Below are 25,847 nucleotides of genomic sequence, written 5' to 3' on the forward strand. Positions count from 1 at the left end.
TATCCATATTAAGTATAATTATCATTTGTAATAAGAAAAGCGTCAGCAATTTTTATAGCTTTTTTACTCTTTTCTTGGGTTTACAAACTCTGGTGGCACTGGATTTGGATCTTCAAAAAATCTACCTGGAGTAGATAGGTCAAAGTAAAGCTTAGAGTCTTCAGTAACTCCGAAATCTTTGTTTGAGCCATCGAGCTTAACTTTATTAAAAGCTTCTCTGAATAAAGCATTGTGTGCCTCTTCTCTATTTAATAAAAAGTCAATAGTATCTCTTACATACTTATCGTTAATTTGCCTATATAAATATTCATAAACAACCTTAGCCCTTTGCTCAGCTGCAATATTAGAAAGAAGATCAGCACATATATCTCCTGTAGCATTTACATAATGTGCAGTCCATGGATCTCCTGAAGAATTTACTAACCCTGGATTCAAGCCATACAGTACCTGAGACTCGATTTCTCCTGAAGTTACTTTGCTATAATCCACCTCATGACCATTTAGAAGGTTTATGGTTTGAGCCACCATTTCCATATGACTCATCTCTTCTGCACCAATGTCCAGAAACAAATCTTTTATTGTTTGATCTTCGATCCTAAAGCTTTGAGAAATATACTGAAGAGCTGCCTTAAGCTCCCCATTTGCTCCACCCAGTTGCTCTTGCATAAGCACAGCATATTGAGGATTTACTCTTTCTACTTTAACATCTTGTAATAACTTTTTTTCATGTTTGAACAAGATAAACACCTCCAAAACTTTCTTATTCAACTATTTTTTCTTTAGCAATAAACATTTATTCTATTATTTATAAAAATAAATAATTTTAACACTACAAGCACTTACTCTATAGATATTTTTTTCAATTACTAACATGATGAAAAGCCTAATCCAGCTAAAATAGCTAGATTAGGCTTTTCATTTTTATTTTAGGCTCTGTTAAGGTAACCTGTTAAAATTAAGTGGTCACTCATCCAATGCATTTACAAAGAATTAGTATGTATTTATTCTACTATAAGCTTGTCCTTCTGCATTATGTGCTCATCTATCCATTTTACGATAAACTCAAGTATCTCTAATAGGTACTGTTGCTGACTTTCATCGATTTGCTTAAGATCTAAGCTGTTAATTTTATTAACAAAATCATCATGCTCTACTTTATGAGATAAGAATTTCTTATAACCTATACTAAGCATATATTCTTCCTCTGATTTAAAGTGAAAAACAGTGTAATCCTTCAGCTCTTCTATTACTTGCACTATTTTATCATACTTATCTGTTATAAAGTTATTTTTTGTTAATTGATATACATCATCCGCTATTTCTAATAATTTTCTATGCTGATCGTCTATCAACTTTACCCCTACTGTATATTCATCTTTCCATGTAATCAAAAACGCCACCTCCACTATTACATTTTCTTACTATTCACATAAAACAATATAACATTGGATTTCTGTTAGTTCAATATGTTAATGTAAATTTTACATATTTATTAAAAACCCCTCAGGATAGCCAATACACTCAAATTTGATTATCAATACAATTATAATATGCTTACTAAAAATATACATATTATTACAATTGAAACAACCTTTTCATACTAATCTATCAATCTTCAATTACTTACCAAAAATATGTTTATTACCAAAATATACTATATTAATTAACATTTAACATAGCATAATCATATTATAAAGCAGAGGTTTGTTATGAAGATGGTACATCCTTACAAAACTACAACATATGAAGATAAGACGCTGCAAAGCACTGTTTTGAAATTAAAAACTCTTGCATATTAGCTGTAGAGTTTTGATGAGCCAATAAAATTTATAAAAAGCAAACAGCTTCAAGGAGGTAAGATGATGAAAATAAAAAAAATCAAGACATTTCTAGTTACAGCATTAGTAGCAGCGCTTGCTGTTACAGCTGTTGGTTGTGGCAACACTGGTTCTAACCCAAGTTCTGGAGACAAAAAACTAGTTAAAGTTAGGCTTAATGAGGTTGCTAGATCAGTATTCTATGCACCTATGTACGCTGCTATGAGCCAAGGTTTCTTCAAAGAAGAAGGACTAGATATAGATTTATCTACTGGTCAAGGCGCAGATGCAACGTGTACGGAAAGGCAAGTAATATAAGGTGATTCATCTTACTTATGTTCATCATTTTTTAATCACATGTTATGCCTACTTATTATCTAATTAAATGAGCCTTCTAACTCTTCTTTTAGCCTTTCTATTACAAGTCTTACTTCCTCTTCACTATGTTTAGCTCTAAGAGCCATAATAACTCCTCTTGCTTTAGCCTCTTCGAATCGCTTTATACCTTCTTTTGTAGTTGGATAATTAATCTCAACTTTAATCTTGGTTCTCAGTCTTCCCATAATCATCCCTCCTATTGTCATATTATGAGCTATAAATTTAATAGGTTACTAAGTATTCACCACTTCAATCTGAAATCAATTTTCAAAATTCATTCTACTTTTGATAGAAAAATTAGAAAATATAAATTTTATTTTATGAAGCCATATATCAACAACATAGAAACATCTGATGAAACAAATAAGAAAGTTACAGCATATATTGAATTGTAATCAACTATTGGAGGAAAGTTATGATAGCTGCAATCTATAGTAGAAAAAGCAGACTCTCCGAGAAGGGTGAATCTATAGAAAACCAAATTGAATTGTGTAGACAATATGGCAATGCTATAGGAATTACAGATTTTTTAGTATATGAAGATGAAGGCTTCTCTGGCGGGAATATAAATAGACCACAGTTTCAAAAACTTCTACAAGATGCAAGAAAGAAACGCTTTAGTTATCTTATCTGCTATAGACTGGATAGAATATCTCGTAATGTGGCTGACTTTTCAAATACCCTAGAGCTTCTACAAAATAATAAAATTGAGTTTGTTAGTATCAGAGAACAGTTTGATACATCAACCCCCATGGGCAGAGCTATGGTATACATCTCTTCTGTATTTGCACAGCTTGAAAGAGAAACTATTGCAGAGAGAATCAAAGATAATATGCTTGAACTTGCTAAAACCGGAAGATGGCTTGGCGGTACTCCCCCACTTGGTTTTAAGTCAGTACCAGTTGAATATATAGGAAAAGAAAACCTCAAGAAGATGTATAGGCTAGCAGTGGTAGAAGAAGAAATGAATATAGTTAAGACAATATACTCTTTATATTTAGAGAAGAAAAGCACTTCTACGGTTTCAAGGTATCTTTGTGCAAATAATATTAAGGGCAAAAATGGAGGTGACTTCTCAAGAAATACGGTACTTCAAATAATAAATAATCCTGTATACACTTTTGCAGATAAAAATATATATAATTATTTTAACAACTTAGGAGCTACTCTATGTAATGATTTTACCGGAGAATATGGCCTGATGGTATATAACAAACGTGAAGGTGGTAAAAAAGATAACCCAATTTGTCAATGGATAGTTTCTTCAGGCTTACACCCAGGTATTATCCCCTCTAACCAGTGGATAAAATGCCAGGAAATCATAAAGGCCAATGCAAGCAATCCATCCATACGTTCAACTAGAAGCAATCACTTTTTATTATCTGGATTAATAAAGTGTGGTCACTGTGGAAGCATTATGTCCACTTGGAGTAAACTAAATAAGAAAACTAATAAGCTTGAACGATACTATAGGTGTGAACTTAAGAATAAAGCTAGCAATCGCTGCTGTAGCAAAATGCTAAATGCCTATTCTGCAGAAGATGCTATAATAGTATCTTTAAATAATATAAATATCCAAAGTATAGTTAATCTTTATTATAATGATGCAATCTCAAAAAACATTAAACTCGAACTTCAAAATGAAACCTCAAGCTTAAAGAAAACTCTCTCTGCTAATAATAAAATTATTCAAGGATTAATAAAAAAACTTGCATTATTAGAAGATCCAGTTACTCTTAAACTTGTAGAAAATGAAATAAAGGCAGTAAATAATGAAAATCTCTCTATTGAAAAAAAGCTAGGTAAAATTGCTGCTAAAGACATAGATAAAAAGATAGAACCTATAACCTCAAATATTAAAACTATGAAGCAGTTCTTTGATTATATTGATGATATAGAGATTAAGAGAACTGTTATTAAAGAAGTGATTGAGAGTATTACTTGGGATAATGAAGTTTTAACCATTAATATTGTCGGAGCTAATAGCACCTTAAGAATTTAAACATATTTTTATCAACTATGCTTTTTATTAATGACTAACTCCGCTTAGATTTAGTCCAACTACTCCCAAGATAATTAACAAAATAGAAATTATTTTCAAAGCACTAACACTTTCTTTAAAAATAACTACTCCAATTATTGATATTATAACTATTCCAGCTGCAGACCAAACTGCATAAGCTACACTAACATCTATCTTTTTAAGTGCCATGGACAAGAAAGTAAAACATATCCCATACCCAATTAAACTACCTAATGCTGGTAATACTTTAGAAAATCCATTAGATGTTTTCATTAGAGTTGTTGCTATAATTTCGAAGCTAATAGCTAAAATTAAATAAATCCACTGCATATTAATCACTCCTATAATAATATTAGTCCAACTATGGACTAATATTATTATAGGGTATGAAAACCTATATTTCAATTATTGTAATTTTTTCAAAATCATACGTAACTTATAAAATTATAAATATTTCTTGTGTATAATATGCAAATTTATACCTTCTATTTCTTGTTCTTTACCTTTTGTATCATGCTTCCACCATAGCTATTATTAGTATGTGAAGTATTCCAGATATTATTAATGAAACCATTCTTTACTGGTGAAATCAACAAGCCTAAAACCACTCCCATGGAAAATGCTGTGGCGGCTACTGCTAAAACATCTCTTTTTTTCATACTTAACACCCCTTCTAACCTACTTAAAATCATCTTATCTACATATTTAGAACCAACTATATGCATCCAACTTCAACTATTAATTTATGCATGCCTGATGATCCCCAAAAGCCGGGATTATCAAACATTTACGAATTAAGTTTTCATAAAGGTTTCCTATATATAATTATTATAAAGCCACTTATACATTAATAAAACTATTTTAGAAAACTATATTAACTTCTCAAAAGCAACTCTTTTGCTTTTATCTTCTAAGTAAATAATTCCACAAAACTGAAAGCCATTTTTCTTAAGTAATCTTTGCATAGAGAGGTTATCTTCATGAGTATCAACTTTAATACTACTTACACCTTTACTCTTGCAAAGCTCTTCAACATTCTCAATTATTATAGAAGAAAGTCCTAGTCCTTTATAGTCGTTATCAACTGCTATTCTATGTATAACTGCAAAAGTATCGTTACTTAACCATTGTCCTTCATAAATATCATCATAGGTGTTCTCTCCATCAAAAGAAATTGCTGCTGTGCCCACTATATTATCTTCTTTTAACAATACATAACTATGTCCATTAGCTATATCTTTCCTTATTACTTCTGGATTTGGGTAACCGTTTTGCCATTGATCTATTCCTTTATCCTTAAAATAATCTTGTGCTTGTCTTATTATAGTCATTATGCTACTGATATCTGCTTCAACTGTTTTACGAAATTTCATTTAATTTATTCTCCTCCTCTGTACGTTTCATTCAATAACACTGTTTTTCCCCTATAACCTAAAAAAACTTAATAGATAATCTTTAAAACTTGGACTAATATCTCTTATATATGTAATATTATCATACTTATAGCTACTTATCATTCTTTGTTTATTATTCGGGACAAAAGCTCCGTCCCCCTGTCCCAATTATCAAACTAAAATTAAATCAAGCAAAACCTTAACAGATTCATAAAACATCACTGAATTTATATACAAATTCACTAAGGTTTTATATAATGGACTTAAACTTATTGTTAAATATTTGAAAATGTTTTACATTAACTAATGTAATTAAGCTTTATGCTACTTTATAATATATATTAACATTAAAATACACTTGCTAGGATGGGGGCTATACATATGACTAAAATATTTAGAGTTGCAATTGTACAAGAAACTCGTGATCCTTATAATATGGATTTAAATACAAATAAAGGGCTTAGCGCAATGAAAAGAGCAAAAGAGCTTGGGGCTGACATTGTTCTATTTCCAGAATGTTGGATTACAGGTTATGAATTTCCTAAAATACAAAAAGATTTAGGTATAGATGAAATTCTTAATACTAAAGAATTTATAGAATGGAATAATCAAGCTATCGATGAAGATAGTGAGCATATACAAATATTCTGTAAGGCTGCTAAGCTTTTAAACATAGGAGTTGTTATTACTGGATACACAAAAGGTATAAATAAACCTCAAAACTCTGCTTTTATAATAAATAAAAACGGACAGATTATTATGAAGTATAGCAAGGTGCATACCTGTGATTTTGCAGATGAAAGATTATTAGAATCCGGAGATGAATTTAAGGTATGCGACTTCGATGGAGTAAAGCTTGGAATCATGATTTGCTACGATAGAGAATACCCTGAAAGTGCAAGAATTCTAATGTTAAAGGGGGCCGAAATAATATTAGTTCCTAATGATTGTGGATCCATGAGACCTAGAGTTCAAGCTCTATCTACAAGAGCCTATGAAAATATGGTTGGTGTTGCCATGGCAAACCCACCAAGAAGAAATGCAGGCTGCTCTTGCGCCTTTAGTCCTATAACTTGGGATAAGTTCGGTGAGCCTGTAGACAATACTATAGTCTTAGCTGATGCAGAATCAGAAAATATCTTAGTTGCAGATTTTGATTTAGAAAAATTACGTGACTATAGAAAGCATGAGATGATGGGAAATACCTTTCGTAAGGTAAGAGCCTACTCTGAATTATTAAACGAGACTATTAAAGAACCATTTAAAAGGTACTAAATATCTCTTTATTAACAACCCCAATACCATATTAAATTTTTTTATTATTATTCTATCAAAAAATGTACACTTCAGTCCAAAATATATTTTTCAAAACTACTCTGGATTCTGAGTAAAGAATTTTAACTATAAATTTTAATACAAAGTGCTACATATATAAATCTATAAAACTATATAACATTTAAATCTTAAATAAAAGCAGAAACCTGCAAACTACATGGTTTCTGCTTTTATATTTAATAGAAATGTGTAACATTATCATATTGCTAGCGACTTATCATCATAACTATGATTTGGGACGAAAGCTCCGTCCCCCTGTCCCCTTGTGTTTCTGCACAGGTTGCAGATAAGACTATGCAGCAAGTATTATCTAAAAGTGTAGATATAGGATTCTGTGGCCCTGAACAGACGATTTATATTTATAATCAAAAAAGAGAAGACTACCCTGTTATCTTTGCCCAACTTACTCAGAAGGATGGTTCTTTCTTAGTTGGAAGAAAGGACGATAAAAACTTCACTTGGGAGTCTGTAAAGGGCAAGACTATCATAGGCGGTCGTCCTGGTGGAGTTCCTGAAATGGCACTAGAATATGTTCTAAAAAACCACGGGTTACAACCTGGTAAGGATGTTAATGTAGTCACTAATATAGCTTATACAGCAACCGGTGGAGCATTCAAAGCCGGAACAGGCGACTATGTTGCTTTGTTTGAGCCAACAGGTTCTATGCTTGAAAAAGAAAAATCCGGTAGCATAGTTGCATCAGTAGGTGCATCAGCTGGTGTTATTCCTTACACTGTTTTCTTCTCAACCAAATCATATATGGAAAAGAATCCTGATGTAATAGAAAAATTTACTCGCGCTATAATAAAAGGCCAAAACTGGGTTTCCCAGCATAACGACAACGAAGTTGCTAAAGCTATAATTTCATACTTTCCAGGTACAGATGAAGATATAATAACAAATGTTGTTAAAAATTATAGGTCAATTGATGCCTTTGCTAAGGTTCCAACAATGAAGGAAGAGGACTTTACAAGATTAATGGATATTATTCAATCCTACAAAGCAGATTTAATACCATCAAGACCTCCTTTCGATAAAATAGTTGATAACTCCTTTGGTGAGAAGGCTTTAAAGGACTTATCTAAATAAGTTCAATTTTTTATTGTCACGGATATTATTAGCACTGTATCCGTGACAAATCTTTAATAGGTGGTGAAATTATGGCCCTGCTTGAAATTAAGAATATATATATGAACTTCCATACTCCCGATTCGGTTATAGAAGCCTTAAAAGATATTAATATCACTATAGACAAAGGTGATTTTGTAAGCATCATAGGTCCTTCAGGCTGCGGCAAATCTACTTTGCTTAATATAATCTCAGGACTTCTTAAGCCTTCCTCAGGAGAAATATTATTCAATGGCGAAAGCCAAAGTGACCATAACATGGTAGGCTATATGTTTCAAAAGGATAACTTATTTGAATGGTTAAATCTTTGGGACAATGTAACACTAGGTCTTAAGATAAAGAAGGTATTAACAAAAGATAATATTGAAAAAGTAGATAAGCTACTATCTCAATATGGCTTATCAAAATTCAAAAAGAGCTATCCCAGCCAGTTATCTGGGGGGATGAGACAAAGAGCTGCTCTAATAAGAACCTTAGCTCTTGAGCCAGAAATATTACTTTTAGACGAACCCTTTTCAGCATTAGATTATCAAACAAGACTAAAGGTATGCGATGAGATTTTTCAAATAATAAAACAAGAAAATAAGACAGCTGTAATGGTTACCCACGATATATCTGAGGCAATATCCACTTCTTCTAAAATAGAAATTCTCTCTAAAAGACCTTCTTCATTAAAACAGGAGCTTATCCTAAACTTTAATGAAGCTCTTACTCCTCTAAAAAGGAGAGATGAGTCGCAGTTTAGAGAATACTTTAATATAGTATGGAAGGAGCTTGACTTGAACGATGAATAATGAACAAGAACATGAATTGTATTTAAAAGACATCCGTAAGGCAAAGATAAAGTTAGCTTTTGTAAGAATATTGATATTAGTAATTTTCTTAGCCTTATGGGAAATAGCTGGCGATTTGAAATGGATTGATCCTTTCCTAACTTCAACTCCTTCAAGAGTGGTTAAATCAATAATAAAGTTTTATGGTGAGGGCACCCTAATTAAGCATATCCTTGTAACCTGCTATGAAACCATATTAGGCTTTGTACTAGGCACAGTATTAGGAACGATAATAGCCATAGCCCTATGGTGGAGCGATTTTGCCTCCAAGGTTATGGAACCTTATCTTGTTGTACTAAACGCACTACCAAAGATTGCGCTTGCACCAATAATAATCTTTTGGGTAGGAAATGGTATAACAGCAATTATTGTAATAGCTCTTCTAATATCCATAGTAGTTACCATAATGGGGGTATTTGCAGGCTTCCAAGAAGTTGATATTGAGAAAATTAAATTGATGAAAACCTTCGGTGCTAGCAAGGTACAAATGCTTACTCATTTGATTATGCCTGCCTCAATACCGACTATGATATCTGCACTAAAAATAAACGTAGGCTTATCCTGGGTAGGCGTCATAATGGGAGAATTCTTAGTGGCTAAAGATGGTTTAGGTTTTCTTATAGTCTACGGTGGGCAAATTTCTCAACTTGATATGGTTATGATGAGTATAATAATTCTATCTATTATAGCTTATATAATGTATAAATTAGTTGCAATATTGGAAAATTTCATCAGAGTGAAATATTGATTGTTTAAATTTCCCTCTTTAAATAGTATAATTAGAGCTGTACCACTTCGGTCCGAAATCTATTTTCGAAAACTCCTCTGAGTTTTGAGAGGAGTTTTCAAAAATATACATTTTACACGAAGTGGTACATCTATATAGGGAACCAACTTCAACTATTAATTTATAAATGTCACAAAATCCCCAGAAGCCGGGATTTTATAACAAGTATAAATTAAGTTTTCATAAGGGTTCCATATATAATACTACTTAAATGGGGGAATTAACTATGGGGAAAAAAAGCAATGGTTTTTCCAAAGACATTGTAATTATTATAGCTATCTTTGCTATAATGTTTTTTGTAAATCCAACGATAGGAAGCATTTTATTTTGGGTATATATAGTTTTTAAAGCTATCATGAATCGTGATGTGTTAGCAGCCTTTATGGCCAATAGCGCTTATAGAAAGTATAGATACGAATCTGCTATTAGCTGGTATAAAAAGGCGGCTTTAACTAAAGTGTCAAAATCAAAGATAATCGCCAATTACGTGTTTCTTGAGCTAAAGCACGGAGATGTTAAAGAAGCTGATAAAGTGTTTACAACACTAACTTCAGAAAGAAAATTTAAAGATAAGGACTTACAAAATCTAAAGATGGCTGAAGCATTGATAGAGTGGAAAAAAGGTAATATTGATAAAGCTATAGAAGTACTGGAGCAGTTACAAGATTCTGATAGAACCTCTTCAGTGCTTGAAACTCTTGGATACTTCTTAATCGTAAGAGGTGACTTGGATGTTGCTTTAAAATTCAATGAAGATGCTTTATCAAAGTATGAAGACAGTTCCATAATAAGGGCTAACCTTGGTGAAATATATTACAAGCTTGGCGACTATGAGAAATCCAAAGAACTACTAATTAAACTAATCAATGAACATGTTAACTTTGCAGAGCCTTATTACTTTTCAGCTTTAATATTAGCTGAAGAAGATAAGAAAGAAGCTAGCATCGAACTGCTAAGAAGAGCCTCTAAGCTAGAAGAATCCTTTTTAAGCAATCTTAATAAGGATATAATAGATAACAAACTAGAAGAGTTAATTATAACAGAAGGTAAACTGGGAGAGTATTAAAAATAAATTCAAGATTAAACTGGTACATACTTAACAGTGGGTAGTTGAAAAATAAAACTACATAAAAGCTACTTATAGTAACAAAATCTATGCATATTAAGGGAAACTACCTTCTTATGCATAGATTTTTTATATAAATTCATCAATATTCCTTTCTTAGAGGATTGTTTTTCATCCCCTTTTCTCAAATATAATTTGGCTTTACATTAAAATTCCGAGTATTTAGGAGCATGTTTCTAATCCGCATATATAGTTAATCATAACTACAAATGAAATTGTTTTCTATGTAATATTAAGTCACATTCTGGAGTTTACCTTCTTTTAAAAAGGTGCTAAATTATAATAGTGTATTTGAGGAGGTGTGATTTGTGAAATTATTTAGAGAACTACTTTTAATTTTAGTAATATTTTTTATCGGTGAATTCATATCAAAAACACTGTCCCTTCCTATCCCAGGAAATATAGTGGGTATGATTCTATTATTGGTCTTACTTTTGACAAAAGTGATTAAACTGTCTTATGTTGAGACGGTAGCAAATTTCTTTCTTGATCATCTTTCATTTTTCTTTATCCCAGCAGGTGTAGGTCTGCTTACATCTATGGATGTTTTAAGAAGTGCCTGGGGAAGAATTCTACTTGTATGTATAATTAGCACAATCATAATGATAGCTGTAACTGGCTTTGTGATACAACTTATGACCAAGCTAATGAAAACTAATTAAGGAAGTGTCTTTATGAACATATTAACAGGAAATGCTCTATTCGGCATAGTTATATCTCTTTTAGCCTTTGAAATCGGATTATTGATTTATAAAAGAACTAAGTTTCCTTTATTTAACCCATTATTAATATCTATTGCCTTAGTAATTGGTTTTCTTTTACTATTTAAGATTGATTTCAAAACTTATAATCAAGGCGGTCAATTTATAAACATGTTTTTAGGGCCTGCAACAGTAATACTAGCTGTACCTTTATATAAACAAATTGAACTTTTAAAAACTTATGGGCTACCTATTTTTATTGGAATTTTTGTTGGAAGTACCGTCGGAATAATTAGTATTATATTACTTTCCTATGCATTTAAATTAGATCCAGTGATTATAAAATCCTTGGCTCCTAAGGCTGTTACCACTCCTATAGGCATGGAAATAAGCAGTGAGCTTAATGGTATAGTTCCTATCACTGTCGTAGCCATAGTAATAACAGGAATAATTGGTGCTATGATAGGACCATTGATATGTAAGTTCTTTAAAATTCATAACAAGGTTGCTGTAGGAATTTCATTAGGTACAGCATCTCATGCTGTTGGAACCTCTAAAGCTCTAGAAATCGGAGAGACAGAAGGTGCTATGGGTTCACTATCCATAGGTATCGCAGGTTTAATGACAGTATTTCTCGCTCCAAGTTTATACAGCCTACTCAATCATTTTCTTCATTTTTATAAGTAGTGACTTATGACTTATAATCGAGTAGGAGCTGAATAATTATTTTATTCAGCGTCCTCTCACACCACCGTGCGTACCGGTCTGGTACACGGCGGTTCTTTAAGTTGAATGAATTTTAATATATTGACGCGTTAGGCTTTTTAAGCCTAAGTCCGAGAAGAATTTATTTGTAAGAGTTGTGTTTAAAATTGCACTATTTGCTACTCGCCAGTATCCTTTGCGGGTATTGGCAAACTTTATAGCTTGGTAGTGTTCAAGTCCCAGCTTCTTAAGGTTTTTATATCTAGTTCTAACTTTCTTCCACTGTTTCCATATACACATTCTTAATCTTTTCCTTATCCAAATATCTAAGTGCTCCACTATTCCTTTGCATTTGGCTATTCCATAATAGTTAATCCACCCAACATTAATTAGGTTAAGTTTTCCTACCCTTTGTTCCAAAGTCATCGGTTTTGACCTAGATAGTATCTCTTTAATTTTATCTTTATATCGATTTAATGATTGCTTTGATATAGATGCATATGCTTTTCCATACATTAGGTTCAGTGTGAATCCTAGGAATTTTCTTCTCCAAGGTCTGTCTACTGCACTTTTCTCTCTGTTTACTTTAAGTTTGAGTTTACGTTCAATAAATGCAGTTATGTTCTCCATAACTCTTTTACCTGCTCTCTCACTCTTAACATAGATATTACAGTCGTCCGCATAGCGACAGAATTTATGACCTCTCATTTCTAACTCTTTATCTAGTTCATCTAGCATTATGTTAGATAAGAGTGGACTCAACGGTCCTCCTTGAGGAGTTCCTTCTTCATTTCTGACCACTACACCATTTATCATTATTCCTGACTGAAGGTATTTCCTTATTAGTGATAATACTCTCTTATCCTTAATGCTTCTTGATAATTTATACATTAATATATCATGGTTGACCTTATCAAAGAATTTCTCTAAGTCCATATCAACAACCCACCTATAGCCTTCATTGATATACTGCTCTGCTTTCTTAATTGCATCTTTAGCTCCTCTTTGAGGGCGGAAACCAAAGCTACTTTCAGAAAATCTTCTATCATAAATACTATTTAATTCTTGAGCAATAGCTTGTTGGATAAGTCTATCCAAAACTGTAGGTATACCTAAGAGTCTAGTTCCACCATTAGGTTTTGGTATTTCTACTCTTCTAACTGGCATTGGTCTATACTCACCATTAAGAATATTCTCTCTAATAGATATCCAGTTTGTTTTCAGAAATTGTTTAAGTTCATAAACTGGCATTCCGTCCACGCCGTGGCTACCTTTATTAGATATTACTCTTTTAAGAGCCAAGTTCATATTATCCTTGGATAATATCCTTTCTAGTGAGCCATATTCAAATCCACTGATTTTCTCCTTTGGAGTTGCCGAGAATTCTCTATGCACTCTTTGCTTATCTTCGAGTTCCACTCTATCTTGGGCACTAGAGCCTAAATATTTAGTTTTCTGCAATCTTTGAGTATTCTTCGAAACTTTCAAACTTGAAAACCTCCTTAAAGTTCAGTCCTTCATCCGCTATCGCGATTAGCGGAGTTACTATGACTTCTGCTGACTTCTGATAGTTCAGTTACATATCGCTATGTAGGTTATCGCCCTAGAAATTCATCTTTGTAAGCGATGTATCTATCAGACCTCCCCAGGTAAGAACAACAACCTTCATCTCATATATCTGCTACATTTACTCCTAGAAATTCGGATAGTGTTGGACTTCGTTTTGTTTTGCAAACTCGTCCGTTCCTAGTAAGCCTTATATGTAGTTCGTATCCCTCAGACCGAGACTTTGCCTTAGGCTTCCTTCAGATTCCACCTCACGATGGACACCCTTGCCCTTAGCTAGTGGTTCCCACTACCAAGCCCACAGCGGACTTTCACCGCCAAGTTGTTGCCCATGCTGGGCACACAAAAAGAAATCACTGAAGCGATTGTCTTCAGTGATTTCTTTTTTGTGCATCTGCCTTTTCTGAACTTCTGAACCTATGTGAAAAAAATTCTGGCAGGCGATATATTCTCTCTTTTACTCTTTATTTGAATATCATACTTAATTTTCTTAAGATTAAAATACATATGATTTATGAAACATATATGCATAATAAAGAGTAAAACTGTATGTTCGAACGTAGTGAGTTTACAGTTTTAGCCAAAGATATATCACTTCAATCATTAAACTATTATCAAAACAACGCTTATTTTTTTATTTAGCTTTACTTCGCTTCTACAGGACCATATGTATTTTTAACATTTAGTAATTTTCTGTATAGTAAATTTATATTATTTTGGCTCTTAACTCTTACAATATTATTTCTAGTATAGTCTTCAAGCTTTCCCATAAAGTTAGACGGCTCAATTTCCTTTTCGTACACCATCTTTAAACCTTTTTCCCAGCTTGCAGTAAGTATAGGATTAAGTAATGATGGGATGGAGGAGCTTATAACCTCATAGATCATCTCACCTTTTATGGTTGGTGTTAGTATCTGTGTCTTCGAATTAACAGTCAAGTAATTGATATTAATAAGCTTTTTAATAATCTCAGCTCTTGTGGCGGAGGTTCCTATACCTGAGCCCTTTATCTGCTCTCTCAAGTCATCATCCTCTATGAGCTTGCCGGCATTTTCCATTGCTATAACCATAGAGCCAGATGTATATCTCTTAGGCGGGCTTGTTTCTCCTTCTTTTATTGTAAATTGTCCGATCTTAAGCTTATTTCCCTTTCTAAGCTCATTTAACCATAAATAGGAGTTGTCATCATCTTCCTTGCTATCATTCTTTAAGATATCTAAGTATCCTCTTTCAATACATACTTTAATGCTCTTAAAAAACTTTTCTCCCATTATATCAGCAGTTATTGAAAGTTTAGAATACTTGGCTGGTGGGAAAAATATACTTAAAAATCTTGTTACCACTAATTCAAAAATCTCACGCTCTAGCTTGCCTAGAGTTCTTACAGCCCCTTCTCCTTCGCCAGTTGGTATTATGGCATAGTGGTCCGTTATCTTTGAATCATCAACATATTTACTTTTAACTATATCCTTAGTCCAATTGTTCTTCATTATCTTCATAGCATTTTCCGAAATACTAGGATTGTATGAGAACTTAGTAAGCTTATTTAGGGTCTTTCCTATTTCTTTAGCTACTGCAGAAGATATAACTCTTGCATCAGTTCTAGGATAAGTTAATAACTTCTTCTCATATAGCTTTTGAATTACTCCCAAAGTTTCGTCAGGACTTATCTTAAATCTTTTAGTACATTCATTCTGCAATTCTGCTAAGTTGAATAGAAGCGGAGCATACTTTGTTTCTTTAGTCTTCTTAACTTCATCTATAAGCGCAAGCTCTGCAGGTTTTAAACTGGTTACAAGCTCTTCTGCCGTATTTCTAGCTTTGAATCCGGTATCATTATATAAAAGAGGAGATTCATAATACCTAGAGCCTTCCACCGCTTTCCATTCTGCATCAAAGGCATTTTCTTCCTTCTTCAACTCCACATTAACCTTGTAAAAACTTGTTTTAGTAAAATTTCTTATTTCTCTTTCTCTGTTTACAACTATTCCTAAAACACAACTCATTACTCTTCCTACGGCTATTACTACATGATTTTCAGATAAAACTTCGGATATCTTTCTACCGTACATCAAGGTAAGCAATCTTGAAAAGTTTATCCCTAAAAGAAAATCTTCCTTTGCTCTAAGGTATGCTGAAGCTGCTAAGGAATCATACTGGTCAAGAGGTTTTGCTTCCTTAATACCTCTTTTGATCTCTTCTTCCGTTTGTGAATCTATCCAAACTCTCTTTTTCACCTTATTGGGAGTACCAGCCATCTGATCAACTAATCTATAGATATACTCTCCCTCTCTCCCGGAGTCCGTACAGACGTATATAACATCAACATCATCTCTATTTAATAATCTTGAAACTGTATCAAATTGTTTTTTTACGTTTGGTATAACATCATATTTATACTCTTTAGGCAGGAAAGGCAATTCTGCCAAATTCCACTTCTTAAACTTAATATCATAAGCTTCTGGATAACACATTGTTACCATGTGTCCAACACACCATGTAAAAATAGACTCCTGCCCCTCTACATATCCATCACTTTTCTTACCATTTACTTTTAATAACTTTATAAATTCCATGGCTACAGATGGTTTTTCTGTAACAAATAAAGCTTTACCCATAATCAAAATCCTTTCTAAGAAAACAACCTATGTTTTTTTAGGAAGTTCATAAGTTTAATTGTTCAAATAACAAGATATTCAATTCTTAAATTATTGAACCTTCACCTTTATACTTACCTTTTCCAAAGTATCCTAGGCGAAAAAATATAGCTTCCCTCTAAAGAGAAGCTATATTAATTATATACTATTTTAACGATAAATTAAACCTTTATTCGCATTTACTATAAACAACCTTACCATCAACTATTGTATAAAGAGTAGTTGTTGCAACTTCAAATGGACTTCCATCTAGTATAACTATATCTGCATCCTTACCAGGTTCTAGGCTACCAACTCTATCTGATATTCCAGCTATCTCTGCAGCATTTATAGTTATTGTGCTTAAAGCTTCTTCAAAGGTTAAACCTTCCTTCATTGCATAAGCTGCGCATAGAGGTAAATGTTCTATTTGTATAACAGGGTGATCTGTTATTATAGCAACCTTAACTCCTGCTCTTATTAACTCTATAGGTGTCCTAAAACTTTTATTAGTAAGCTCTATCTTTGTACTAAAAGTCATTGTAGGTCCTACAAGTGCAGGAACTCCTGCTTCTTTTATCTTATCAACTATTAGATGACCTTCTGTACAGTGATCTAAGGTAATTGGTACGTTAAATTCCTTAGCTATTCTAAGTGCTGTCAATATGTCATCTGCTCTATGAGCATGAGCCTTAAGTGGAATCTTTCCTTCTATAACTGGTACTAAAGCTTCATATTTAAGATTAATCTCAAAGAATTCGCCCTTCTCTTCTGCCTTCTTTTTCTTTCCTATATAATTCTTTGTTTCAGTCAAAGTTTGTCTAAGAAGAGCCGCTGTAGCCATTCTTGTCATAGGAGCTTTTCCCTTTGCATTGTATACTCTCTTTGGATTTTCACCAAAAGCTATCTTCATAGCTACTGGTTCCTTTAATATCATGTCATCAATGCAGTTTCCTTGAGTTTTCATAGCTATGAATTGTCCACCAATAACATTGGCACTTCCTGGACCGGTAAGTACAGAAGTTACTCCAGCCTTAACTGCTTTTCTAAAAGCTCCATCCACAGGATTAACTCCATCTAAAGCTCTTAGATGAGGAGTTACAGGATCAGTCATCTCATTAATATCATGGCCCTCAAAACCCATATTCTCTTCTTCTCCGCCTATATGAGTATGCGCATCAATCATTCCTGGAATTACATAGCCACCTTTTGCATCAATAACTTCATCATCTGATACCTCTATGTTCTCTCCAATTTCTACAATCTTTCCATCCTTTACAAGAATGCTACCACATTCGAAAGCTTGTCCAGCCATAGTGAAAATTTTCCCATTTTTAATTAGCATATAACACATCTCCTTATTTTATTATTTGATATTATGTTTAAGCAATTCACTAAAAAGTTTAGTTAAATTAATATATTATATAAATCTAAACCACTCAAATTATAGAATTTATCTTTATAAAAATGATTTAAAATATATCCTCGTAATTTATTCAGTTTACGTATGTACAACTTGAATGCCAAATATATTATTAGAATTCCTATAGTGTCTCATATAAAAACTTAAAAATATAACTTTTATTATAAATTGATCCATATCATTCTTATAAAAATATTTTACCATATTATTAAAAATAATTAAACGTTAAAATAATTATAATGCATTAATTTCACTTCATCCTATCTAACTAATTTTGATTATTCATATTTCTTACTTTACTACATCAATAAAAAACTTATATTCCTAAAATCTATATTGAGGTATTATGAGTTTATTAAAAAAGTATAATGTTTAACATAAAACAAAAAAGGGAGCAAAATTGCTCCCTCTAATTACAAACTATTATTTTGCACTTGGATCAGTTAATTCTACCTTGTAGATATCATATGTCCAATCTCTAAATGCAGATATATTTAAGTTCTTAACTTTAGAACTTACAGCCCAAACTTGTTTTGGATTTGATACGAATAAATAAGGAACTTCATCGTTTATTAACTTACACCACTCTTGATAAGCTTCTTTTCTAACCTTTTGATCAGTAGTTCCTAAACCTTTAGCTATTAACTCTTCAGATTTGTCTGGATGCCAACCAACTGAGTTATTTCCACCTAATACATCTTGTGATTTTGAGAATATTCCTGATGGATCTGGATCAGTTGAAAGTGACCATCCCATAGCATACATTTGGAAGTCTTGCTTATCATAAACTTTTTCTGCAATAGTGTTAAAGTCCATTGAATCAGTTATCAACTTGATACCAAGCTTAGTCCAGTCTTCTTTAACTACTGGTATCATAGCTTGTATCATAGCATTATCAGATGTAGCTAGCCAATGTACTTCGAATGGCTTTCCATCTTTTTCTCTAACCTTTGTAGAGTCATTCATCTTCCAACCAGCATCATCTAATAGCTTCTTAGCTTTTTCTAAATCATAAGTATATTCATTTAAACCTGTTGGTTCAACCCAAGATGTTGGAGCATTATTAGTATTTGCAACTGTACCATAACCTTGATAGTATGAGTCAACAAATTCTTTTCTTCTTGTTCCATACATAAGAGCTTGACGTACCTTCTTATCAGAGAACATAGGAAGTCTTGTATTTAATCCTATATAGTTGTAGTTGTTAGCTGAGAATATTTGTTGATCTAGGAATCCTGCAGTTTGAACCATCTTTACAGTGTTTGCATTTGCAGTTACTTGGTTAACATCAACTTGTCCAGCTGACAATTCTTGAACGTTTGTCTTATCATTTGTTACCTTGTATATGATTTTTGCAATCTTTGGAGCACCTTTATAGTAATTATCATTCTTTTCAAAAGTTACTGATTCACCTTGTTTAAAGTCAACGAACTTATATGGACCAGCACCTATTGGTTTAAGGAAGCTATCCTTTATTTTTTGCATATTTCCTTTTTCAAAGTTATATACAGCTTTTGGTAATACACCATAACCGAAATCATATATTCCAGGTCCCTTAACTTCTGTTAAAGTGAAGGAAATCTTGTTCTTATCTATAACCTTTATACCTGAAACTGTAGCAGCTGAGCCTTCTTTATATTCTTTGTATCCTTGAAGCTTTTCAACAGCGTCAGTTCTTGGTCCATCGTACTTAGGATCACATAGTGCAGTATAAGTGAAAGCTACATCATCAGCAGTAACAGGTGTACCATCTGAGAACTTAGCATTATCAACTAATGTAAATGTATATGTCTTACCATCTTGAGAAATATCCCACTTTGATGCTAAAGCTGGAGTTGGATTTCCTTGTTCATCATTTGATATAAGACCTTCAAAAATAAGTGAAGTTACATATCCGTCATAAACTGAATCAGAATAAAGTGGATTAAACTTTCCTTTTGGTGCACTACCACCAACAATTAAAGTATCCTTTCTGTCCTTAGCAACCTGAGGAAGTTTGCTTACATCCGTAGCCTTCTTAACCTCATTAGCTTTTTGTGAAGCAGCTGCATTATTTTTCTTTGCTGTGTCTTTTGTACCACATCCTGTAAGAACTATTGCTCCTGCAAGGATTGTACTTAATAAAGCGATCGATTTTCTCTTCATTAATTCCTACCCATATTACACAAATAACGTGTAAAAGAGTAGACTCACCCCCTTTTACTTTATATATATATAATCTGAAAACAGATTTTAACTATGTTAAAATTATAAATATATTGATAAAAATTTATTACTAGTATTTACTAAGTATTAACAATTTTTTAATGCTTATATATTTTATACCATATCTTCTCAAATAACACAACTACTTTTTTTTACTTTTTTATTATTTTTTTATAAATTCCTGATTATTATAATAAGTTTAATAGATAAAACCAGCAATTAATTATTGAATTATCATTTAGTACTAAAATTTAATTGTTTACATCTCATTCATCATCCAAATAAAGAAGTTTAATACTCCAGCATATGTAACCCACAATATGTAAGGAGCAATCAAAATACCAGAAACTCTATCTACTTTTAGAAACTTAATAAAAGTAATTATAATAAAAATAAATAAAACTACCAATTCTATAAATGCTAGCCCATAAAGTCTTAGTTTAAAAAATATCAATGGCCACAGAAAGTTTAGTACTAACTGAATAGAATAAAATAGTAGTGCATTATTAATATTTATCCCTTGCTTCTCTAATTGATAAACCCTATAAGCAGCAATGGCCATAAGTAAATACAATATAATCCAGACTATCGGAAAAATCCAAGAAGGCGGTGACAATATTGGTTTACTTAGATTCAAATACTGCTTATCACTAGACGCTGTAATAATCCCAATAACCATTCCGCCACCTAATGCTATCAAAATACTTATTATTAGGTCTCCAATATTAAATTTTCCGTTCACTTTAAAAATATTCATAATATCCTCCCCTTAATGTATCACCTTATTTAAGATTACAGTGAAATTTGTATTTTATCCTTCAGGAAAATTATAGTAAGAATATTTTTGTTTTATTACATTTATATAAGAACCAAATCACATATTTTCTCTTTTTTATTCTTTTTCCTATATCTACATTTGAACCATCTATACAACTTATCCATAGTTTTATCAAAATATAATTTCTTAAAGAATAAAAAAATCACTGAAATAATAATTCCAGTGATTTTTGGCATCTGTCACTACAAATTCAGATTTTTAGATCACTTTAATTTTTTATCTTCCTTATACGCAGAAGAACTTCATTAGCTTGATAAAAAACAGAGAATATCAGAAAGTGATTTGCTGATTGAAGCGTTACATCTTAGTTATATATATCTGAAAATTCTATATCCACCTTTTCTTTTAACTCATTAAATTTGTTATTTGTAAACATTTTATAGTCACACTTATAATCTTTTATCCTATCAAATCTTATGGTAAACCTATTTCCATTTTCAAAGGTATCTAGCTTTATCTCTCCCCCTTGCAGTTCTACTAGCGCTTTTGATATAAAGAGACCTAGACCACTACCTTCTTTTCTACTATTTAGATCATATTGAGCTTTAGAAAACTTATCAAATATATAACTTTGCTCTTGTTCTGAAATTCTTTTAGAATCATTTAGTATGCATATACTCACGTCGCTATCACTACAACTTATAGAAACAAATATATATCCTCCAGGCCGTCCATATTTAACACTATTTGATAGTAGATTTAAGATAACTCTCTCAAGCAACTCCATATCGCAGTTAACATAAATCTCTTCTTCATCTGCATCAAAAGTAAGCTCCATCTTGAATCTATTAACATATTCTAAAGTAGATTGTGCTACATTTTCAACTAAATATACTATATTATATATACTCATAGTAGGTGTTAAATACCCTTCAGATATTTTGTTTGTATCTATAAAGTTATTTATGGTCCTAATCAGTCTAAGACAGTTTCTCTTTATATTCTCACTGTTTTTCTCCAAGCCATCCTTCTTTTTCTCCTCTAGATACAAATCATTTAGCTGTAATGCAGAATATATTACATTTATAGGAGTTCTTAATTCATGAGATATATTAGTATAAAACTGCCTTTTTGTCTTTTCATCCTTAATATAATTATCCAACTCACTTTTTAGTGTTCTTACCTTGCCTATATCAGTTATATCTCTAATATCTACAACACATATTGAGTTATTGATACACTCTAAATTTAAGTCGTAAACCTTGCTACTTCCATTACTATTTTCAATAACAAAACTCAATTTATTGATTTCTTCATTATTATCTCGTCTAAAGGTACTAATATATTCAATAAAATCATCCAAACTTAGTCTCTCTATCTTCATCCGATCTTTATAAAGCAGTTTTAACAGATTATCTGCTGAAGAGTTAACAAAACTAATCTCTCCATGCTCGAATATCAAAATTGAATCAGATATTGAGTTAATAAGAGTATTATACTTATTTTTGCTCATTTCCATCATTTTCTTCAATTCAATCTCTAAAGCCATCCTTTTTTGAAGAATTGATTTATAATGATTTTGATCTCTTTCCATTTGTTTTAACTCATCATACATCTCATTATAAGTCCCTTGTATTAAAAACTTACTTATTCCTTCAAAAAGAGTGTAAAAAGCAAGATACTTAAAAATATGAGACATAAGTACAACATCATAGTTGGTCTTGCTAAAGTTATAAAAGTTTATCCTTGAGATACTTTCATAAATCAATACAAGTATGGTGTAAATTACAATATATTTCTTAGCATCTCTTGATGTGTTTCTATTTTTTAATGTTATTGTTATGATTCCAATAAACATGAATATGATAACTATCCAATTAATTTTTATAAAAACACTTCTATTATAACTATTTATATCTGAATTTGTATAATAATATGAAGACATAAGAGTTATGAATAATACAAAAGAAGCTATTGCAAAGATAACACCGGATTTGACATAACTTATGGACCTCTTAGTAAAATATAAGGACATTAGTATAATTAAATACTCTAGATAATTCATTATAAAAGACATTATTAAGGTAAAGCTTATAATATCTTCATACTTCTTTCCACCACTGTATGAAAGTATATGTATCACATTGACTATACATATGACTGAAAAATTTAGTCCTATATAATTGAACAAATTATTCTTCCTTAGATTAAATCTATTCATAGAAAACATAGTAAGAGAAACGCCAAAGGTAGTACATAATATTTCAACAAACTGATGAAAAAACATGTAGTCTCCATTCTTTTCATATATAAGTATTATGATTAAAAGTATAGGAACAAAGAGTTTTAGTACTATATTCTTAGATTTTACAATGCTATTGTCATACATACCTATATATACTCCCTCGCGAATTTAATTACTACTTTTGTCCCTTTATTATTAGAACTATCAATGAAAACTTGTCCACCTTGTAATTCTACTAAGTTCTTCACTACATAAAGACCTAGTCCAGAACTTTGATTGGTTGTTATGTTACTCCTGTCTTTAGAATTGAACTTTGCAAAAGCTTCATTCATATATTCCTTGCTAATCCCTCTACCTTGATCTGATACCTCTACAAATACCTCTACTTCTGTACAATATATATCAACCTTTATCTCACCCTCATCAGAATATTTAATTGCATTGGATATTAAATTGAGTATTATCCTCTCAATAAAATTTCTATCACATAGTACATATATATCCTCTTCCTCAGTATCAAAAATAAGCTCTAAATTTTTATCTTTTGCATATTCAACTAACTGCTGGATAGTTTCTTCAATTATTTCCACAATATTATGCTTAACCATCTGAGGTTTCAAATAGCCAAAGTCTATCTTTGAAGTATCTATTATATTGTTAGCAAGTCTTATGAGAGTCATACAGTTATCCTTATTTATAAGGTTGTATTTTTTTAAAGCTTCAATATCATCATTTTCCAATAGATATTTTGTAAGTTGGGTAGCACTATATATCACATTTATTGGAGTTTTTAAATCGTGGGATATGGTAGACAAAAAAGTCCTTCTCATCTTCTCTTCTAACTTCTTTTGATTTATCCTCTCTTCCATAGATTGCAGATTAAGCTTTTCCGTCACATCACTAAATACTAAGATAGACTCTTCTTCATTATTGTTAACAGAAAACTCTCTTATTTCAAAGTGAGCTATCTTACCTTCGACCTCTGCAACTCCATCATAGTTTATACAATCATCTTCATATACGATTGTATCTTCATTAATATATATAAGAAACTTAATACTTTTATTTATAATGTTTCTTAAGCTTTTAATATTAAAAATCTTTAAAAATTGGTTATTGGCAAGCATTACTCTGTTATTAGTTTTATTTATAATGGCCATAGGAAGCGGCATACTATCAAAAAGCACTTTATAGTCCTGCTCTCTTATTTCTAGACTTTCTCTTATCTTTGCCATAGCGATGTTTTTCATATAGATTCTTTTATTAAACTGCTCAAGATTCATATTATGCCAATAAATATCATTGAATATAGTTTTATAAGGCTTATCTAAAAATTTATCTATAAAAGCTACACATATAATTAAATATGCGCCAAATCTCAATAGGTTTGCAGGTAAGCAATCAGACTTTCCAACAAATACAAAATAATTTAAGTGTATAACACAAGAAAAAAGTATCATGTAAGCAAATATAAAAAAGTAATTAACTTTATTTTTGATTTTAAAAGGAATATGCTTATTTCTTATTATTGGAACTAATATCATTACTAAATTGATCACTTGCATAACAAACTTAACATGCCTAGTAGATACTCCAAGATCAATCATTATAATATATAAGCTAACAAAAGTTACTAGTGATAATAGATATAGAAACATTAAAGTTTTATGATTATAAGACTTGTTTATCGTATTCAAGGATATATGTATATAGATACTTTCGGCTATACTACTTATATCCACAATCTGCATTATAATATTGTACTGAGGGTAGTTCCCTTGTGTTCCAGATATCTGTAAAGTTATATTCATAACGCTTAATAGTCCAATAACAAAGAATACAATATATGAAATCATTAAAAATCTAGAATTAGCAAACTTAGTTGTAGTATATAGAATAATCATAGATTCGAAACACAACATTGTAATAATTATATTAATTAAATAAATTGATATATTAGGATGTATGTTAAAAGTAATAAAGAATACTGTAGAAAGAACACAAAATACAACGAGTGCTTTTACAAACTTTTCTAAATTAAAGTATAAAAAATCTACTGTTTCATCATTTTCACTCATAATTAATACCTCCTACAGAATTATTTTATATTAATTATGGGAAAATAGGAATATAATTTCATAATTTAATCAATGGAGGTAAAAAAATTGTTTAAGGATTTTAGAAATTTTGCTGTAAAAGGTAACGTGCTAGACTTAGCAATTGGAGTTATAATAGGAGGTGCTTTCGGAAAGATAGTAACCTCCTTGGTAAATGATATAATAATGCCTATTTTAGGTCTTGTTTTAGGTGGACTAAACTTCTCTTACTTAAAGTTAGTAATTAGAAAAGCCTCACCTAGCAATCCCGGGCTTACTATAAATTATGGTCAGTTTATTCAGGCTATAATTGATTTTTTAATTGTTTCCATTTCAATTTTTCTATTTATAAGATTGATAGAAAAGTTCAAGAAAAATAGTCCTGAGGAGGAATTATTACAAAAAACTTCGAGAGAAGAAGAATTACTTACTGAGATAAGAGATTTACTGAAGAATAAATAGATGTTTTGATTTTGGCTATATTAAAGTAACGTGTTGAACATAAACTTAATTTTAATATTAATCAATTATTTATATGGAGAGTTTGGTAAAGCCATACTTGTTAATTACCTTGTAGGGTATTTTTTATAGCTATATAAAAGATAAAAGCTATGCATATAAGTACATTAGTTTACTTATTATGCACAGCCTTTATATATTATCCAACAGCT

Annotated in this window: 23 protein-coding genes; 10 read left to right on the top strand and 13 right to left on the bottom strand. The window is 31.4% G+C overall.

The features are described 5' to 3' along the window. Positions 1-63 precede the first annotated feature (63 nt). A complete protein-coding gene (locus C1I91_RS20965; RefSeq protein WP_128214629.1) occupies positions 64-738 on the bottom strand; it encodes a manganese catalase family protein in 675 nt (224 codons plus the stop codon). A gap of 263 nt (positions 739-1,001) precedes the next feature. Next, positions 1,002-1,391, bottom strand: coding sequence for a bacteriohemerythrin (locus C1I91_RS20970; RefSeq protein ID WP_128214630.1), 390 nt, complete (start codon positions 1,389-1,391; stop codon positions 1,002-1,004). 468 nt (positions 1,392-1,859) lie between these two features. On the opposite strand from C1I91_RS20970, the gene C1I91_RS20975 reads away from it, so the two are divergent. After that, a complete protein-coding gene (locus C1I91_RS20975) occupies positions 1,860-2,135 on the top strand; it encodes an ABC transporter substrate-binding protein (RefSeq protein WP_238475858.1) in 276 nt (91 codons plus the stop codon). A 59-nt stretch (positions 2,136-2,194) separates the two neighbouring features. Here the strand turns inward: C1I91_RS20975 and C1I91_RS20980 are convergent, their stop codons facing one another. Beyond that, a complete protein-coding gene (locus C1I91_RS20980; RefSeq protein ID WP_128214632.1) occupies positions 2,195-2,380 on the bottom strand; it encodes a hypothetical protein in 186 nt (61 codons plus the stop codon). A 230-nt stretch (positions 2,381-2,610) separates the two neighbouring features. On the opposite strand from C1I91_RS20980, the gene C1I91_RS20985 reads away from it, so the two are divergent. Beyond that, positions 2,611-4,197, top strand: a complete 1,587-nt coding sequence (locus C1I91_RS20985) for a recombinase family protein (protein ID WP_128214633.1) — start codon at positions 2,611-2,613, stop codon at positions 4,195-4,197. Between the two features lie 27 nt (positions 4,198-4,224). Here the strand turns inward: C1I91_RS20985 and C1I91_RS20990 are convergent, their stop codons facing one another. From C1I91_RS20990 to C1I91_RS20995, 3 genes are all read right to left on the bottom strand, one after another. Beyond that, positions 4,225-4,548 carry a DMT family transporter gene (locus C1I91_RS20990; protein WP_128214634.1) on the bottom strand — a complete coding sequence of 108 codons (324 nt, stop codon included), beginning with the start codon at positions 4,546-4,548 and terminating at the stop codon, positions 4,225-4,227. A gap of 155 nt (positions 4,549-4,703) precedes the next feature. Next, on the bottom strand, positions 4,704-4,877 hold the full coding sequence (locus tag C1I91_RS28345; protein WP_164880613.1) for a hypothetical protein: 174 nt from the start codon (positions 4,875-4,877) through the stop codon (positions 4,704-4,706). 210 nt (positions 4,878-5,087) lie between these two features. Beyond that, positions 5,088-5,591, bottom strand: a complete 504-nt coding sequence (locus tag C1I91_RS20995) for a GNAT family N-acetyltransferase (RefSeq protein ID WP_128214635.1) — start codon at positions 5,589-5,591, stop codon at positions 5,088-5,090. A 402-nt stretch (positions 5,592-5,993) separates the two neighbouring features. Between C1I91_RS20995 and C1I91_RS21000 the strand changes: the two genes are divergently transcribed. The 7 genes from C1I91_RS21000 to C1I91_RS21030 all read left to right on the top strand — a co-directional run bounded on the left by C1I91_RS21000 (position 5,994) and on the right by C1I91_RS21030 (position 12,209). Further along, positions 5,994-6,887 (top strand): carbon-nitrogen hydrolase family protein, encoded by an 894-nt coding sequence (locus tag C1I91_RS21000; RefSeq protein WP_128214636.1) that lies wholly within the window; start codon positions 5,994-5,996, stop codon positions 6,885-6,887. Positions 6,888-7,175: 288 nt separating this feature from the next. Next, positions 7,176-8,036, top strand: a complete 861-nt coding sequence (locus C1I91_RS21005) for an ABC transporter substrate-binding protein (protein WP_238475859.1) — start codon at positions 7,176-7,178, stop codon at positions 8,034-8,036. Positions 8,037-8,107: 71 nt separating this feature from the next. Further along, complete coding sequence (locus C1I91_RS21010) at positions 8,108-8,869, top strand: ABC transporter ATP-binding protein (RefSeq protein WP_128214637.1); 762 nt, start codon at positions 8,108-8,110, stop codon at positions 8,867-8,869. Beyond that, positions 8,862-9,656, top strand: a complete 795-nt coding sequence (locus tag C1I91_RS21015; protein ID WP_128214638.1) for an ABC transporter permease — start codon at positions 8,862-8,864, stop codon at positions 9,654-9,656. The genes C1I91_RS21010 and C1I91_RS21015 overlap by 8 nt, the downstream gene beginning before the upstream one ends. A 265-nt stretch (positions 9,657-9,921) precedes the next feature. After that, positions 9,922-10,761, top strand: a complete 840-nt coding sequence (locus C1I91_RS21020; protein WP_164880614.1) for a tetratricopeptide repeat protein — start codon at positions 9,922-9,924, stop codon at positions 10,759-10,761. Positions 10,762-11,129: 368 nt separating this feature from the next. Beyond that, positions 11,130-11,483 (top strand): CidA/LrgA family protein, encoded by a 354-nt coding sequence (locus C1I91_RS21025; RefSeq protein ID WP_128214640.1) that lies wholly within the window; start codon positions 11,130-11,132, stop codon positions 11,481-11,483. 12 nt (positions 11,484-11,495) lie between these two features. Then, positions 11,496-12,209 carry an LrgB family protein gene (locus tag C1I91_RS21030; protein WP_128214641.1) on the top strand — a complete coding sequence of 238 codons (714 nt, stop codon included), beginning with the start codon at positions 11,496-11,498 and terminating at the stop codon, positions 12,207-12,209. Between the two features lie 96 nt (positions 12,210-12,305). On the opposite strand, the gene ltrA is transcribed toward C1I91_RS21030, so the two are convergent. The 7 genes from ltrA to C1I91_RS21070 form a co-directional block, all read right to left on the bottom strand. Continuing rightward, positions 12,306-13,715, bottom strand: a complete 1,410-nt coding sequence (gene ltrA, locus C1I91_RS21035; RefSeq protein WP_205694243.1) for a group II intron reverse transcriptase/maturase — start codon at positions 13,713-13,715, stop codon at positions 12,306-12,308. A gap of 722 nt (positions 13,716-14,437) precedes the next feature. After that, complete coding sequence (locus tag C1I91_RS21045; RefSeq protein WP_128214642.1) at positions 14,438-16,411, bottom strand: DNA topoisomerase; 1,974 nt, start codon at positions 16,409-16,411, stop codon at positions 14,438-14,440. A 208-nt stretch (positions 16,412-16,619) separates the two neighbouring features. Further along, positions 16,620-17,774 (bottom strand): amidohydrolase, encoded by a 1,155-nt coding sequence (locus C1I91_RS21050; RefSeq protein WP_128214643.1) that lies wholly within the window; start codon positions 17,772-17,774, stop codon positions 16,620-16,622. A gap of 501 nt (positions 17,775-18,275) precedes the next feature. Then, positions 18,276-19,997, bottom strand: coding sequence for an ABC transporter substrate-binding protein (locus C1I91_RS21055; protein WP_128214644.1), 1,722 nt, complete (start codon positions 19,995-19,997; stop codon positions 18,276-18,278). A 319-nt stretch (positions 19,998-20,316) separates the two neighbouring features. Continuing rightward, the gene (locus tag C1I91_RS21060) at positions 20,317-20,814 is read right to left on the bottom strand and encodes a TspO/MBR family protein (RefSeq protein ID WP_128214645.1); all 498 of its coding nucleotides are present in this window, start codon (positions 20,812-20,814) and stop codon (positions 20,317-20,319) included. A gap of 385 nt (positions 20,815-21,199) precedes the next feature. Next, a complete protein-coding gene (locus tag C1I91_RS21065) occupies positions 21,200-23,224 on the bottom strand; it encodes a sensor histidine kinase (protein WP_128214646.1) in 2,025 nt (674 codons plus the stop codon). 2 nt (positions 23,225-23,226) lie between these two features. Beyond that, positions 23,227-25,158, bottom strand: a complete 1,932-nt coding sequence (locus C1I91_RS21070) for a sensor histidine kinase (protein ID WP_128214647.1) — start codon at positions 25,156-25,158, stop codon at positions 23,227-23,229. A gap of 72 nt (positions 25,159-25,230) precedes the next feature. Here C1I91_RS21070 and mscL point away from each other — a divergent pair, with 72 nt between their 5' ends. Next, positions 25,231-25,638: a large-conductance mechanosensitive channel protein MscL gene (gene mscL, locus C1I91_RS21075; protein WP_338032572.1), complete on the top strand. Its 408-nt coding sequence runs from the start codon at positions 25,231-25,233 to the stop codon at positions 25,636-25,638. Positions 25,639-25,847: the final 209 nt, after the last annotated feature.

Origin of the sequence: Clostridium manihotivorum, assembly GCF_004015185.1 — a bacterium.
Lineage (GTDB): Bacteria > Bacillota > Clostridia > Clostridiales > Clostridiaceae > Clostridium_AR > Clostridium_AR manihotivorum.

Excerpts from the sequence above, each read along its gene's own strand:
- mscL (WP_338032572.1), top strand. The coding sequence starts at position 25,231 with ATGGAGGTAAAAAAATTGTTTAAGGATTTTAGAAATTTTGCTGTAAAA.
- C1I91_RS21060 (WP_128214645.1), bottom strand. The coding sequence starts at position 20,814 with ATGAATATTTTTAAAGTGAACGGAAAATTTAATATTGGAGACCTAATA.
- C1I91_RS20975 (WP_238475858.1), top strand. The coding sequence starts at position 1,860 with ATGATGAAAATAAAAAAAATCAAGACATTTCTAGTTACAGCATTAGTA.
- C1I91_RS21045 (WP_128214642.1), bottom strand. The coding sequence starts at position 16,411 with ATGGGTAAAGCTTTATTTGTTACAGAAAAACCATCTGTAGCCATGGAA.
- C1I91_RS21065 (WP_128214646.1), bottom strand. The coding sequence starts at position 23,224 with ATGTATGACAATAGCATTGTAAAATCTAAGAATATAGTACTAAAACTC.
- C1I91_RS21000 (WP_128214636.1), top strand. The coding sequence starts at position 5,994 with ATGACTAAAATATTTAGAGTTGCAATTGTACAAGAAACTCGTGATCCT.
- C1I91_RS20980 (WP_128214632.1), bottom strand. The coding sequence starts at position 2,380 with ATGGGAAGACTGAGAACCAAGATTAAAGTTGAGATTAATTATCCAACT.
- C1I91_RS21030 (WP_128214641.1), top strand. The coding sequence starts at position 11,496 with ATGAACATATTAACAGGAAATGCTCTATTCGGCATAGTTATATCTCTT.
- C1I91_RS21010 (WP_128214637.1), top strand. The coding sequence starts at position 8,108 with ATGGCCCTGCTTGAAATTAAGAATATATATATGAACTTCCATACTCCC.
- C1I91_RS21015 (WP_128214638.1), top strand. The coding sequence starts at position 8,862 with ATGAATAATGAACAAGAACATGAATTGTATTTAAAAGACATCCGTAAG.
- C1I91_RS21055 (WP_128214644.1), bottom strand. The coding sequence starts at position 19,997 with ATGAAGAGAAAATCGATCGCTTTATTAAGTACAATCCTTGCAGGAGCA.
- C1I91_RS20995 (WP_128214635.1), bottom strand. The coding sequence starts at position 5,591 with ATGAAATTTCGTAAAACAGTTGAAGCAGATATCAGTAGCATAATGACT.
- C1I91_RS21020 (WP_164880614.1), top strand. The coding sequence starts at position 9,922 with ATGGGGAAAAAAAGCAATGGTTTTTCCAAAGACATTGTAATTATTATA.
- C1I91_RS20985 (WP_128214633.1), top strand. The coding sequence starts at position 2,611 with ATGATAGCTGCAATCTATAGTAGAAAAAGCAGACTCTCCGAGAAGGGT.
- C1I91_RS20990 (WP_128214634.1), bottom strand. The coding sequence starts at position 4,548 with ATGCAGTGGATTTATTTAATTTTAGCTATTAGCTTCGAAATTATAGCA.
- C1I91_RS21050 (WP_128214643.1), bottom strand. The coding sequence starts at position 17,774 with ATGCTAATTAAAAATGGGAAAATTTTCACTATGGCTGGACAAGCTTTC.
- C1I91_RS28345 (WP_164880613.1), bottom strand. The coding sequence starts at position 4,877 with ATGAAAAAAAGAGATGTTTTAGCAGTAGCCGCCACAGCATTTTCCATG.
- C1I91_RS21070 (WP_128214647.1), bottom strand. The coding sequence starts at position 25,158 with ATGAGTGAAAATGATGAAACAGTAGATTTTTTATACTTTAATTTAGAA.
- C1I91_RS21005 (WP_238475859.1), top strand. The coding sequence starts at position 7,176 with ATGATTTGGGACGAAAGCTCCGTCCCCCTGTCCCCTTGTGTTTCTGCA.